Genomic DNA, 13,725 nt, shown 5'->3' on the forward strand with positions numbered 1-13,725 from the left:
GAAATGATTTTTGTATGCGGCGAAATGATTTTTGCGCTCGCCGAAATGATTTTTGCGCTCGCCGAAATGATTTTTGTATGCGGCGAAATGATTTTTGCGCTCGCCGAAATGATTTTTGTATGCGGCGAAATGATTTCTGGGTTCACGTTTTGGGTAAAGTAAAGTGAAAGCGATCGCCTTGCAGAAAACCTCATAAACAAGCGATTCTCCAAAGGAGACGCTACGCGAACGCATTTTGGGGAAAGGAGCGATCGCTTTTTTTATGCATTCAATTCTCAACTTTGCGAAGTTGCTAATACTACTTCTAGGTCGTATCACAACCCCAACCAACCTCGCAACGATTGCTCTAACATTTCAGCATCAGCATCAGCTAACTTGCCGATCACTTTTACAACCAAGCTTTCATGCACCGTATATAAACCTCTCTTGACTGCTGTGGCCACGTTTAGACCTGCTGCTCTCCACTCAGACAACACAAACTCACCTTCTAGTAATGCTCCAGTTTTGCTTGTCAAAGGTGTGATTAGAACATCTTGAGAAACGTGTGGCGCACTTACCACAACCGCAGGTCTAATCTTGGAAGTGGACAAATCTGAAAAGGGATACTGAACCAAAATGATGTCATTTTTAGAGTAGCTGGGCATAGACATCATCCTCAGCATTATCCCAAACTGCATCCAGTGATGTTTGACTGGCTTGAAGCCAAAATTCAGTTTCATCATCAGGAAGCAATGTCACTAGTACCCTTGTTCCTTCTGATAATTCCGCTGACTCCAGAAGTTCTATTTTTCCTTGCCGAACAGTAGCCCAAAGCGTTTTTAGCATATCCGTTTTATGAATAGTCATGCTTTGATTTTATGCTGCCATGCCTAACAGAGCGATCGCCTTGCAGAAAATCTCATAAATCAGGCGATTCTCCAAAGGAGACGCTACGCGAACGTATTTTGGGGAAAGGAGCGATCGCCCTCACTTGCCCTATTGTTATGATCAATTTGTTGTTAGTAAAAAAAGTTTATCTTGTGGACGCTACATTTAACTGGAAACCGGAACAGATTTTACTAGAAAAATTAATAACTCTTGCTCATCAAAGAGGTCAATCTCCCGAATCAATAGTCAATGAAGCAGTTAAAATATACCTAGAAACCGAATCGCCAAAATCGAATTTATCTTCTGATTCTGACCCATTAATAGGCTTATTTGCAAGTGCCAATGATCTCGCCACAAAGTCAGAAGATATTCTTCAACAGGAAATTACTGAAAAATCTGGGTGGACATGGAAAGAAACCCAGCACTAATCTATAGTCAATCTATAGTTATATATTAGATTTAGAGCAGAAGATTAAAAGTGTAAATTTTATGTCTAGCTACCAAGAAGTATTACAACAAGCTCAAAGTTTAACTCCTGAAGAACAAATACGCTTAATTGAAGATTTATCCAGTTTAATTCGTCAACGGGTGACGATGACATCTAAGCCAAAGCACAGCATTTTAGAATTGCGTGGGTTGGGTAAAGAAATTTGGAATAGTATTGATGCTCAAGAATATGTTAATCAGGAACGTGATTCATGGAATGGTTAGGCCAGTTACATGATCGAATTGTGGGATTAGATACTGCACCACTGATTTATTTTATTGAAGAAAATCCTAACTATTTGGATATTACAGATGTTTTCTTTAAAGCAATGTTTCTTGGTGAATTTAGTGTTGTCACATCAGTTTTGACGATCACAGAAGTGTTAGTCTATCCCTTACGACAAGGAAACACAATATTAGCTCAACAATATCGTGAGATTTTGTTTAATTCCCAAGAGTTGACGACTATCGAAGTTTTTCCAGATATAGCTGAAACTGCTGCACAACTAAGAGCAAATTACAACTTAAGAACCCCAGATGCTATTCAGATTGCTACTGCTATTCATGGAGGTGCATCATTTTTCTTGACTAATGATGCGCGTTTACCATCGATACCGGGGTTATCAGTGTTAGTGTTGCAGCAGTTGATAGTCTAGCGATCGCACTCTGTACATACTCAAAGCGATTCTCCAAAGGAGACGCTACGCGATCGCACTTTAGCATTTATCAATTAGGCAGAAATCAAACGCCGTCTTGGTTCAGGAATTGAACGTCCTAATTGTTGAGCAGTTTCAATCCACTCCTGCATAATAATTTCTACATTTTGTAGTGCTTCTTGATAAGTTTCACCATCAGCAGCACAACCTGGTAATTCTGGAACTTCAGCAATAAATGCTTGATCTTCTTCACTCCAGTAAATAATAATTTCATAACGAAGCATGATTTTATCTCACTAACTGGTACTTAAAAATTACTCTGTTGACTTATGATTCAGATTATTTAATGTTATATGCTCTAATATATATGTAACAAAATCTTTTTGTTTGATGCCAATATTGATTGGCAATTCTTTTAATTTTACATAATTATTTGTTAATTGTATTAATTCATACAAAGTAGTATTCATAAGTTCATCAGAGAAATCAATACCTTTAATTGTTTCTACATCTTTAGGTTTATAATCAGTTTTATTAAGTATTTTGACTACCAATAGCATTCCTAGATGGAATATCAAGATACGAATGGGTGAGGCATGTTTCCAATTTTCATTAATAGGCAAGTTGCTTGATTTACTAGATGTAACACCACGAATAAAACTTTCCAGTTTTTTCATAGTTTTAGCACAGAATAAGTATACTTCAAGACTGATTCTTTGACTAAACACACGTTTATAATCGTTATCTTTTTTGAGGATAGACGATGGTCTAGAACGTGCAATATCTGGCTCATGAAAAACTATTGCGATAACCGACTGAGCTAAGTAAGGAATACTAATAATTCTATCAAGAGCCTTGCCTGTATTTTTATAATAATTTTTTCGACGATCATAAAACCATTCATGACTTAGAAAGAAATTTTCTATATCTAATTGTATTGGATCTGTTGCCTTTAAAGATGCTGGTGGAATAGGAGTTTGAAAATTTGTTGCTTTGATAACACGATCTCTTGTTTCTGGGTCATTTGTGACAACTATTTTTATTAAAATAGCCCTTTCTTCCTTCAGCACTTTGTTATCATTTTCTCTATTCTTTATATAATGATAAATTGTATTAGTTGTTTGTAATCCATTAACAACTTGTACATCATCTAAGCTAATAGTTTTACCAGCAACACTAGCCCTAGACGATAAAATAGTAATTCCATTATTAAGCCACCAAAAATCTAGTTTTTTATCTAATTCTAAAGTATTTTTTATATCTTTATTAACTTCTACATTACTACCTTGATAATCTCGAACATTAAACGCAAATATATATGTACGTAACTCATTATTATCATAAGTCACAAAAGTATAATAATCTTTTAAAGATGCTAAAATAACATAATTATCCTCACCTCTGGAAATATAATTTTCAATAAATTTTAACTGTAGAGTATAGCTTTTTTCAAGACGAGAAGAATCAATTAGTTCTCGTGCGCCAACAAAGCTAACATTAACCTTTGCTCCTGAAAAACATCTAACAGTATTTTCTTTTAAAACTTCAGATTGATTGTATACTTTTGGATTTATAGCTGAGACATCACCTTTACTTGCATATACATATGTTATTTCAATAGAAGGATGTTTTGATGCCAATTTGAGATACATGTCACGAAAAAATGCTACTTTACTAATTAGATCAGAATTATAATATTGTTGAACTTGGTCAAGATGTTTCTTTCATGAAGGCAGAAGGCAGGAGGCAGAAGGGAACCCACGTCTAAAAACGTGGGATTGAAACAAGGATGCCGTATTTCATCGCGCTACGCATCTCGAAATACATTTTCTTCCTTAGTGGGCTTTATACCCACAACTAAAGTTTTAATTGATACTTCTTACCTTCTGCCTTCTGCCCTCGACCCTCTGCCTTTCTTTGTAAATCAAAAATATTCATTGTGGTCGAAATCCATTTTTCAATAGCTTTTTCTGAAAAAGAATCAGACCGTTTTGATTGAATTAAAAATAATTGTATATAAGGACTTTTATTGAAGTTGTCAAACTCTGTATCTTCACTAACGAAACCATTGTTAATAAAAAGAAAGAATCCATCAATTCCCCCATCATCACCTCCTCCTATTTTTCCATAATTTAACTCATCATATGAGAGATCGTATTTTTTTAGTATTTGTTCAAATGTAAATATTTCAAAGAATTCATCATCAGGTAGTACATTATCACTATTATTATTTCTTTGCCTGATAATGTTATCGAGAACTATGCTATCATTGCCAGTCATGTATTTTTCCTAACTGTATTACAAATAGATTTGGTTGTAAAAATTCGATAAGCAATTGAATCAGTAGTGATATATACCATAATACAATGTCCAATAGTTGTGATTTAAATCATAAGTGATGTATAGCAATCGCCAAACATACATAAAAAAATAGAGACGTTCATTAGATGGAACATCTCCATTTTTTTATTTTGGGTTTCTACACAGTTAGAACCTATTCAATCCCTTCAATCCGATCCTCAACCTCCTGATACAACTCACGCAACTTCTCCAAATTACTCTCGCTAGTCTCCCAATAACCACGTCCATTCACTTCCAACAAAGTCGATACAATCTTGCGGAAAGAATGAGGGTTCATGTTCATCAGCCGCTTTTGCATCTCTTCATCCTGGATAAACGTGGTGTTCACATCCTCGTAAACCCAGTTATCCACAGCGCCAGCAGTTGCACTCCAACCCATTGTGTTTACCAAGCGCTTCGAGAGTTCGCGCACACCTTCGTAACCGTGAGATAGCATTCCCTCGTACCATTTGGGATTTAATAATTTAGTACGAGCATCCAAACGCACGGTTTCTGATAATGTCCGCACTTGGGCGTTGGCAGTTGTCGTGTCTGCGATGTAAGATGCTGGTGTTTTACCATCACCACGCAGACTTGCCACAACTTTAGTCGGATCAGAATCGAAGTAATGAGAAACGTCAGTTAAGCTAATCTCAGAAGAATCGAGGTTTTGGAAAGTCATCTCCGCAGTTTTCAAGCTGCTTTCAAAAATCTTGCGGGATTCATCCATCGTACCGGGGTTGTCGGCACTGAAAGCAAAAGATTTGCGGTTCAAGTACATTTCCTGCAACTCAGCTTCGCTTTCCCAAGTACTGTTTTCTACCGCCAAGTTGATATTAGACGAATAGGAACCAGATGCGTTGGAGAAAACGCGAGTTGCTGCTTGACGCAGATTTATCCCCATTTCCTCGGCTTGTTGCAAAGCATGTTTGCGGACGTAGTTCATTTCCACAGGTTCATCTGCTTCCGCAGCCATTTTCACAGCTTGATCTAGCAGGTTCATCTGGTTGATAAACAAGTCGCGGAAGACGCCAGAACAGTTGATCACCACGTCGATTCTCGGACGTCCCAACTCTTCTAGAGGTATTAACTCTAACTTGTTGACTCGTCCCAAAGCATCGGGAACTGGACGCGCACCCACCATCCACATGATTTGTGCTAGTGATTCCCCGTAGGTCTTGATGTTATCTGTTCCCCAAAGCACAGAGGCAATAGTTTCAGGATAATTACCAGCATTTTCGGCTCTATGTCTTGCCAGTAGCCTATCGACAACGATTTTGGCTGATTGGACTGCGGCTTGCGTAGGGATAGATTGCGGATCAAGGGCGTGTATATTTTTACCTGTGGGTAAAACATCAGGATTGCGGATGGGGTCGCCACCGGGGCCAGGTAAAACATACTCGCCTTCTAAACCTTGGAGTAATCCACCGAGTTCGTTATCAGCGCAAACTTGCTGCAAACAGAATTCTAAATACTCAAATACTGGTTTGAGTGCAGCAGCATCAACCTTGGTGTAACCTGCTTGATGCAGTGCTTCTACCCAAGGTTCTTTTTTGCCCATCTTAAAGAAATTCAGCTTGGAAACAAAGGAAACTCTGCCTTCTGCGTCAGTTTGCTCTTGCACAAGGGCGGAAACTGCGGCACGAGTTGCCATTGTGATGTCTTGCAGCAGTTGGACATCTTCTAAAATGCCTATGTCGCTATTTTTGTAAATTTCGTCTATATCCCGCCCTACACTATTGGCAATAATCCGGGGTAGGCTTTGTAGAGACGTTATATTTAACTTCTCTATACCTTCTGGACGATCTAACCCAGCAATATTCACAAGAGTCGCAACTGCTTCTTCTGCACTCGGAGGTTTACCAATGACGTGTAAACCGCAAGGTAACAGCCGCGATTCTATTTCCATTAATTTACGGTAGACCATGCCAACAATATTATCCCGGTCTTCACCCGACAAATCTTTGGCATCAGTTTCCGCCAAATTAATATCTTTGTCCAAGTTCACCATCCGGCACTTGTCCATAATGGTGTTAACAATGGGAATACCGCGTCCTGTGTCTTTTAAGGTTTGGTAAGAAGCAATTAAATCACTGAGTTCTTTCAAACCTTTGTATAAACCAGCATTTTCCGCAGGCGGAGTTAGGTAAGAAATAGTTGCAGCATAACCGCGACGTTTAGCAATTGTGGCTTCACTGGGGTTATTAGCTGCGTAATAATACAGGTTTGGGATTGTGCCAATTAAGTTATCGGGGTAACATTCACCAGACATACCCATCTGCTTACCTGGCATAAATTCCAAGGAACCGTGAGTACCGAAGTGCAACACCGCGTCAGCTTGCCAAATCTGTTCTAAATAGGTGTAGTAAGCAGCAAAACCATGATGGGGACTTGCGGAACGAGAGAATAACAGCCGCATCGGATCGCCTTCGTAACCAAAGGTAGGCTGAACACCGATAAAGACGTTGCCAAATTGTTTGCCGTAAATCAGCAGGTTTTGCCCATCGCTGTTGAGATGTCCTGGTGGTGGTCCCCAGTTTGCTTCTAAACGTTGGGAATAGGGGGTGAGTGCTTCATACTCAGGTACAGACATCCGATAAGCAACGTTTAATTCTGGGCTGCTGTACTGCGCTTGCGCGTCGTGGATGACTTCTTGCATCAAGGCTTGGGCATTTTCTGGCAAGTCTGGCAGATCATAGCCATTGTTTTTCAGGCCTTTCATCACCTCATAAATGGAACCAAACACATCCAAGTACGCGGCGGTTCCGACATTACCTTTATCTGGGGGAAAGCTGAAAACTGTAATCGCAATTTTCTTTGTTAGCTTGGGTTTACGACGCAGGTTTGCCCATTTAAAGGCACGTTGGGCGACTGCTTCGATTCGATCTTGGAGAGCGATCGCTTTGCCTGTTGTCCCATCCCGTCCTGATAATATAATCGGTTCAATTGCCCCATCCAATTCTGGAATGGCAATTTGCAACGCTACTTGAATTGGGTGTAAGCCTAAATCGCTATCCAACCATTCTTCGGTAGTTTGGAATACCAGTGGCAAAGCTACCATATAAGGACGATTTAAGCGCTTGAGGGCTTCAATTGCCTTGGGATGATCTTGACGCGCCGGCCCACCCACCAATGCAAAACCTGTCAAAGATATTACACCATCGACTAAGGCTTTTTGGGTAGTTGGTTCGTAGAAATAGGCATCTACAGGTTTAGAAAAATCCAAACCACCAGCAAATACAGGAATTACCCGTGCGCCCATCGCTTCTAATTCCTGTACCATGGCGACGTAGTGAGCATCATCACCTGTAACTAAGTGAGTACGCTGCAAAACTAAGCCAATGCAGGGCGCTAAGGGATCTTTTAAATCTTTAGCAATATCCTTACGGCTGTTGTACCAATTGAGATACTCTCTGACATCTTCAAACATTGTCATTGACAAAGGATGCCAAATACCCATATCTGGGTAAACAACCGGTGCTTCGTATTGTAGAGACGCACCATGTAACGTCTCTACATTTTTCAATACATATTTGTCAGCTAGCATCAGCAAGAAGTTTTCCAGGTTTTCTGGTGAACCTCCCAGCCAATACTGAAAACTCAACATGAAATTTCTCGCATCCTGTGCTTTTTCCATTGGTAGGAACTTCAGCACTTGGGGCAGAGTCCTTAACAACTTGAGCATCGCATCTTCAAAGCCAGCGCCGGATTTTTCCTTACGCTTACGCATGAATTGCGAAATCGCACTCTTAGACTGTCCCAACTGTGACATTGAGAAGCTGCCCATTTTGTTTAGGCGCATCACTTCTGGCATAGATGGGAAAACTACAGCAACATCAAGGCGATCGCGATGTGGTTGTACTGCTGCTGCTACTTTCTGAGCTAAGTCTTCAATAAAAATTAATGAGGCGACAAATATATTGGCATTCTCGACATCTTTTTTGAACTCCTCGTAGTTTTCTGGCGAACGGAGTTCTTCAATCAAGTAGCCGCTGATTTCAATCGCCACGTTAGGATGGTCTTTGTTAATGACCCTTACCGCTTGTGACAATGCACTCTGGTATTGGGACTCTAACACGACATAGACCACCTTAATTAAATGACGCCCTCGCAGATCATCAGGCGCAATATGTCTGATGGTGGACTTGACGTGGGTGAACATGCTTCCTCGGCTCCTTTGATGCGTGTTCTCAAATTTATCGGCAATCTCAGTCTTTTTTTATCAGAAAAAGCTTACTGTATGCCGATTTTGTGGTCTATATGACACAAAAAGATATAAACAACGAAACATATTGTTACAGTTTTTGACTAATTTACAAAGTGTTTACTCGCAAATTATTAATTTTTGTTAATTAAATCAGAAGTTCTTTGACTCAAGAGTTGATAAAATAAATAAGTCAATCGATTTTGGATTTTGGATCGATTCCACAGATAAATCTGGGGGGTTGTACCATTAAGGAATTATCGGTCAATATATTGACTTATAAACTCAAGTATGATTAATTTGCCAGAAATTGAAGCGTTCTGTAAGTATTTCTCTGTCAGAGTCGTTTAGTTCCTGAGATGGCTCAGACACAGGTTCATTTTTGAGGTTAATATTTGGCTTCTTCTTGAGAATTGGGGTAAGTTGCTCTTGAATACCTGCCAATCGAATTGCAGCACAAGCAAATTTGTAGGCAAATTCGACGGACTTCCCAGCCCCTAGAGCATCATAAAAACCCACAGCAAATTCAATTGCTGCTTTATCTCCAATCGCCTTTTTCATGCATATCACATAATTAACGTGTTGTGCGATCGCATCGGCTTGCACTTCTGAATAACAACTGTTCAGAACAACACACTTAAGTTGCTCTGTAAACAGTTCAAACAGTCCAGCTAAGGCTTCTCCATCAACTAGCTTTGTTGAACCTGTTTCATCTTCAAAGACTAAACCTTCATACCCTGTTCCATGACCAGAAAAATGAACAATAGAAGGATTGATATCGAGCATTGCCAGTTGGATGTCCCTAGTTCGCACTGCCCATTTCTGTTCAGATATTCGTCTATAGTTATGGACTCACCAGCTGCATACTCAGCGCGAACTGCTTGCATTTGTGCCTGTGTTTCTGCATTGTCTTCATACGCTGCTTCTTCTGCTTCAAAAATTTGTTGCTCAATTATGTCTTGAAGTTGACGCTTTTCTTCTAAATTCAGGGAAGATATTGCTTCTGCGAAAGCTTCTAAGGAGAGTTGTAGTTTAACAATAGGTGGCATATTCTTCCTGTTGGGTACGTTGTTTTTCGCATTTTTACACTATTATGCTTATTTTAAATCTCACGAACCAATGAATTTTGACATATTGATTCTTTCTAATGGCCCTGGCGAAGTAACTACATGGGTACGTCCTGTAGTCAAGGCATTACGACAAAAATTCACAGATGAACAATTCTCTAAAGGAGACGCTACGCGATCGCACTTCAGAATTTCGGTTGTTCTCTCGCCTTGTCCTAACGCCAGTGGTAAAGAAGCAGATATCGCTCGTTCTTATCCTGAAGTAGACAGAGTACAGTCAGCAGAACATTTTTGGCAATTTTTAGTGTGGGGAAAAACTTATGAAAATTGGGATTGGAAAAGTCAGGGAGTAGTAGTTTTTCTCGGTGGAGATCAAATTTTTCCTATAGTAATAGCTAAAAGACTTGGTTATCGCAGTGTTGTCTATGCAGAGTGGGAAGCACGTTGGCATAATTTGATTGATCGTTTTGGCGTGATGAAACCAGAAGTTGCAGCCAAAGTATCACCTAAGTACGCCCACAAATTTACAGTTGTAGGTGATTTGATGGCAGAAGCAGGTAGTAATTTGTCATTCGCAGAAAATCAAGGACAAACGACTGAACTAATTGGAATTTTGCCTGGTTCCAAACCCGCAAAATTAGCGCAGGGAGTTCCTTTGACGCTGGCGATCGCAGAACATGTTCAAGCCCAAAGACCACAAACCAAGTTTTTCATTCCTGTAGCGCCAACATTAGATTTACAAACTTTAGCGAGTTTTGCCAATCCTGAGAAAAACCCTTATACAGAAACTTTTGGGGGAGTTTCAGCCCAATTAATTAACTCTGAATCTCCAATCCTGAAAACCTCAAAAGGTTTAACTGTAGAATTGATCACTCATCACCCAGCCTACGACATATTATCTCAATGCCAGATTTGCTTGACTACTGTAGGGGCAAATACAGCCGAACTTGGTTCCTTAGCCGTGCCAATGATTGTTTTGCTACCGACTCAACAACTGGATGCAATGCGATCTTGGGATGGTTTACCAGGAATTTTGGCAAATTTGCCGGGAGTTGGTACGAGTTTTGCCAAGTTAATTAACTGGATATTTTTGCAGCGTAAAGGTTTATTGGCATGGCCGAATATTTGGGCAAAATCAGAAGTAGTTCCGGAATTAGTTGGTAAACTTCAACCGCAAGAAGTAGCAGAAATGGTTTTAGACTTTTTGAATAATCCAGCAAAATTAGACAAAATAAGAGTGAAGCTACAAACTACTAGAGGAGAAACAGGTGCAGCAAATAAAATAGCACAATTGGTATACGAAGAGATAGAAAAAACAAATAATTATAAAACTAAAAAGTAAATTGAAACACATAGACGCCCTAGCGGCTACTTACAGAAGTTGCTACGCGCCTACCAGAACGGTAGACACAAAAACAATAATAATTCTCAATATTCCAGCTTTTCTGTGTTTGCTAATCCTCAGAAGATTCTCCATCTCGCCGTCCCAACTCATACACACCACAACCGATGCAGGCTAAGATTCCCATACTTATTGACCAACTGGAGCCTAAACTGATTTCTACACCCCAGTTACATAGAGCGCCAATGACAAGAAAAGGTATGATGCTAAATACTGAGGCGTAAAAGGCGTTTTGTGATTCTCTTGCCTGACGAGTTTTTTCAAATTCTGACTTACTAGTGTAGAGCGATCGCTCGGCAAAATTGAACCAACGGTTAAGTTGTTCCATAATCCATCGACTGACTGGTGAAAAACCTAAATATAGCGCCAAAGACCACAAACTTGCTCCAGCAACAGCTACTGTATCTAAGTCAAAGCTAAAAGGAAAAATTTCAGTCAGCATCGTTGTGTGAGAGTCCTGCAAAGGGCAAATGGTCAAATGTTGCTTCTATTTAATATCATTTAACATCATTTAAACTCTTAAGAAATTTTAATTGTGAACAACGGGGAGAGGCCGATACGGGGACAAGGAGGAAAAGGAAGCAGGGAGAAGGGAGTGTGGGGAGTGTGGGGGGAATTATTTAACTAAGTCTCTTCCCGATCCCCAATCCCCAATCCCCGTTCCCCAATCCCCTTTCCCCAATTACAAATCAGGAGGCAAAATTACATTGTCAATTGCATGAATGACGCCGTTGCTACCTTTGATATCTGCTTGAACTACTTTGGCGTCGTTGACCATTACATCTTTAGGGTTACTAACCTTAACGCTAATAGGGCCACCTTCAACGCTTTTGACCTCACCAGACTTCAAATCACTAGATAATACCTGACCAGATACTACATGGTAAGTCAAAATTTTCACCAATACTTCTTTATTCTCTGGCTTCAACAATTCTTGTAGTGCATCTTGTGGTAGTTTAGCAAAAGCAGCATCAGTAGGTGCAAAAACTGTGAATGGCCCTTGACCTTGAAGAACATCTACTAATCCAGCTGCTTTTAAAGCTTTTGTTAACACTGTAAATTGCTTATTTGATTCTGTCAGTGCTAATAAAGTCTGGCTTCCAGTACCTGCTGCTGGTGGTGGAGGTGGTGTGGTTTCTGTTCCTGGTGTCGAAGGTGGAGTTTCAGGGGGAGTAGGTACAATTGGTGTCTGTTGACTTGGTGTACTGCGACGATTGTATGGAGGTTCGTTGAAAATACTAGGACTAGGATTTAGTGGGCCGCTTCCACTGTTGTTCTGTGCTACTGTATTTTGGATTGGGGTATTGTCCTTTGTTTGTTTTACAGACTTATCGAGTGTATAGCTAGGGTTGGCTAGAATACTTTGACCACGATTATAAGGTGCTTCTTGAAAAACACTAGGATTAGGATTTAATATCTCGTTTGCTCCTACAGGCAAACCAATGAGTAAACTGATACCTGTTACCCCTGCCATACCAGCCAACTTGCTCAACAAATTGCTATAATTTACCTTCATAAATTTTGTTTGGCTTTAATTTTACACATTACATAAAGACTTATAACATTTCGCTACACAAAAAATCTAACTATAGAAATAGGATTTTTGATTATTAAGGTAGATGTGTGATCACTGATGAATATTTTTGATTTGCTGTCACTCAGAATGATCAAAATTTATTCAATAAAAATAAAATTGGATGCTGGGAATAGAAGAATATCAATCAACTAAGTAAAAATTAAATCTTGACTACTAAAATCGAGATTTTAGGAAAATATCAGTAAAATTAATTTTTGTAAAGTTAAAATTGTAAAGTAAAACAATGCACCAATTGCGGGTTTGGAAAAATGTTGGAATTGTACCAATTTGAACTATCTCAATACTCAGAAAAAGTTCGCCTGATTCTCGATTACAAAGGGCTACAATATCGCAAAATAGAAGTTACACCCGGAATTGGACAAGTAGAACTTTTTCGCCTCACTGGTCAAAAGCAAGTACCAGTTCTGAAGGATGGTCATAACTATATTGCTGATTCTACGGAGATAGCTAAGTATTTAGACTTACATTATCCAGAACGCCTGATTATACCCCAAGATGGCAAACAACGGGGTTTATGCTTAATGATGGAAGAGTGGGCGGATGAATCAATTGGTATAAAAGGACGCAAAGCGCTTTTTTATGCCATCAGTCAAGATCAAAATTTCCGCAAAGCTTTACTACCGAGTTCAGTTCCAGATGTTTTCAAAACTTTTGTTGGGGAAGTACCCAACGATTTACTCAAAGTATTAGGTTTTGGAGTCGGTTACAGTCCAGAGATAGTCCAAAAAGCGATCGCGGACTTAAAGCAAGATTTAGAAGCATTATGTCTACTTTTGGCAGATAGTCCCTATTTATTGGGAGATCAACCGACTCTGGCTGATTTAGCAGTCGCTGGTTTGTCGATATTATTAAAATTTCCCGATGGGCCTTATTTGGATCTACCAGTATCCTTAAGAGGCAAAGGAGTACCTGGTTTAGCAGATAATCTAGCTTATGAACGATTTTTTGCTTGGCGCGATCGCCTTTACGCCGAATTTCGCAAACCACTAATAGGTTTTACACCAAATTCAGGTACAACTGCACCGACTTCGATTGAAATTGAGTGATTAGTCATTGGTCATTTGTCATTTGTCATTGGTTTTTACCCACCAACTACTAACAAATAT

General features: G+C 39.6%; 17 protein-coding genes. 6 read left to right on the top strand and 11 right to left on the bottom strand.

Features of this window, described 5'->3' with window-relative positions:
* The 3 genes from AC5JMK_RS26445 to AC5JMK_RS26455 form a co-directional block, all read right to left on the bottom strand.
* On the bottom strand, window positions 1-234 hold a 234-nt coding region (locus AC5JMK_RS26445), incomplete at its 3' end, for a hypothetical protein (protein ID WP_495911342.1).
* 80 nt (window positions 235-314) lie between these two features.
* Window positions 315-644, bottom strand: a complete 330-nt coding sequence (locus AC5JMK_RS26450) for a type II toxin-antitoxin system PemK/MazF family toxin (RefSeq protein ID WP_096673965.1) — start codon at window positions 642-644, stop codon at window positions 315-317.
* Window positions 628-825, bottom strand: a complete 198-nt coding sequence (locus tag AC5JMK_RS26455; protein WP_026086924.1) for a hypothetical protein — start codon at window positions 823-825, stop codon at window positions 628-630. The genes AC5JMK_RS26450 and AC5JMK_RS26455 overlap by 17 nt, the downstream gene beginning before the upstream one ends.
* A gap of 32 nt (window positions 826-857) precedes the next feature.
* On the opposite strand from AC5JMK_RS26455, the gene AC5JMK_RS26460 reads away from it, so the two are divergent.
* From AC5JMK_RS26460 to AC5JMK_RS26470, 3 genes are all read left to right on the top strand, one after another.
* A complete protein-coding gene (locus AC5JMK_RS26460) occupies window positions 858-1,295 on the top strand; it encodes a hypothetical protein (RefSeq protein ID WP_495911343.1) in 438 nt (145 codons plus the stop codon).
* A gap of 61 nt (window positions 1,296-1,356) precedes the next feature.
* Entirely contained in the window at window positions 1,357-1,578 is a 222-nt protein-coding gene (locus AC5JMK_RS26465; RefSeq protein WP_016861423.1) for a hypothetical protein, read from the top strand.
* Window positions 1,566-2,009 (top strand): type II toxin-antitoxin system VapC family toxin, encoded by a 444-nt coding sequence (locus AC5JMK_RS26470; RefSeq protein ID WP_495911344.1) that lies wholly within the window; start codon window positions 1,566-1,568, stop codon window positions 2,007-2,009. Before AC5JMK_RS26465 ends, AC5JMK_RS26470 begins: the two co-directional genes overlap by 13 nt.
* A 74-nt stretch (window positions 2,010-2,083) precedes the next feature.
* Here the strand turns inward: AC5JMK_RS26470 and AC5JMK_RS26475 are convergent, their stop codons facing one another.
* From AC5JMK_RS26475 to AC5JMK_RS26490, 4 genes are all read right to left on the bottom strand, one after another.
* Window positions 2,084-2,296: a type II toxin-antitoxin system HicB family antitoxin gene (locus tag AC5JMK_RS26475; RefSeq protein ID WP_495911359.1), complete on the bottom strand. Its 213-nt coding sequence runs from the start codon at window positions 2,294-2,296 to the stop codon at window positions 2,084-2,086.
* A gap of 27 nt (window positions 2,297-2,323) precedes the next feature.
* Entirely contained in the window at window positions 2,324-3,649 is a 1,326-nt protein-coding gene (locus AC5JMK_RS26480) for an AIPR family protein (RefSeq protein ID WP_495911345.1), read from the bottom strand.
* Between the two features lie 217 nt (window positions 3,650-3,866).
* Window positions 3,867-4,289, bottom strand: a complete 423-nt coding sequence (locus AC5JMK_RS26485) for a hypothetical protein (RefSeq protein WP_495911346.1) — start codon at window positions 4,287-4,289, stop codon at window positions 3,867-3,869.
* A gap of 214 nt (window positions 4,290-4,503) precedes the next feature.
* Complete coding sequence (locus AC5JMK_RS26490) at window positions 4,504-8,511, bottom strand: magnesium chelatase subunit H (RefSeq protein ID WP_096673957.1); 4,008 nt, start codon at window positions 8,509-8,511, stop codon at window positions 4,504-4,506.
* On the opposite strand from AC5JMK_RS26490, the gene AC5JMK_RS26495 reads away from it, so the two are divergent.
* A complete protein-coding gene (locus AC5JMK_RS26495; RefSeq protein ID WP_495911360.1) occupies window positions 8,449-8,613 on the top strand; it encodes a hypothetical protein in 165 nt (54 codons plus the stop codon). The genes AC5JMK_RS26490 and AC5JMK_RS26495 overlap by 63 nt on opposite strands.
* A 225-nt stretch (window positions 8,614-8,838) precedes the next feature.
* Here AC5JMK_RS26495 and AC5JMK_RS26500 read toward each other — a convergent pair whose 3' ends face one another.
* Both AC5JMK_RS26500 and AC5JMK_RS26505 read right to left on the bottom strand, forming a co-directional pair.
* Entirely contained in the window at window positions 8,839-9,339 is a 501-nt protein-coding gene (locus AC5JMK_RS26500) for a CHAT domain-containing protein (RefSeq protein ID WP_495911347.1), read from the bottom strand.
* Window positions 9,276-9,602 carry a hypothetical protein gene (locus tag AC5JMK_RS26505; protein WP_495911348.1) on the bottom strand — a complete coding sequence of 109 codons (327 nt, stop codon included), beginning with the start codon at window positions 9,600-9,602 and terminating at the stop codon, window positions 9,276-9,278. Before AC5JMK_RS26505 ends, AC5JMK_RS26500 begins: the two co-directional genes overlap by 64 nt.
* A 70-nt stretch (window positions 9,603-9,672) precedes the next feature.
* Here AC5JMK_RS26505 and AC5JMK_RS26510 point away from each other — a divergent pair, with 70 nt between their 5' ends.
* Window positions 9,673-10,962 (top strand): glycosyltransferase family protein, encoded by a 1,290-nt coding sequence (locus tag AC5JMK_RS26510; RefSeq protein WP_495911349.1) that lies wholly within the window; start codon window positions 9,673-9,675, stop codon window positions 10,960-10,962.
* Window positions 10,963-11,074: 112 nt separating this feature from the next.
* Here the strand turns inward: AC5JMK_RS26510 and AC5JMK_RS26515 are convergent, their stop codons facing one another.
* Both AC5JMK_RS26515 and AC5JMK_RS26520 read right to left on the bottom strand, forming a co-directional pair.
* Window positions 11,075-11,464, bottom strand: a complete 390-nt coding sequence (locus AC5JMK_RS26515; protein WP_495911350.1) for a hypothetical protein — start codon at window positions 11,462-11,464, stop codon at window positions 11,075-11,077.
* Between the two features lie 240 nt (window positions 11,465-11,704).
* Window positions 11,705-12,538, bottom strand: coding sequence for a fasciclin domain-containing protein (locus AC5JMK_RS26520; protein ID WP_495911351.1), 834 nt, complete (start codon window positions 12,536-12,538; stop codon window positions 11,705-11,707).
* Window positions 12,539-12,867: 329 nt separating this feature from the next.
* Between AC5JMK_RS26520 and AC5JMK_RS26525 the strand changes: the two genes are divergently transcribed.
* Window positions 12,868-13,665 (top strand): glutathione S-transferase family protein, encoded by a 798-nt coding sequence (locus AC5JMK_RS26525; RefSeq protein WP_096673949.1) that lies wholly within the window; start codon window positions 12,868-12,870, stop codon window positions 13,663-13,665.
* Window positions 13,666-13,725 lie beyond the last annotated feature (60 nt).

It is taken from the genome of Pelatocladus sp., from assembly GCF_059505505.1.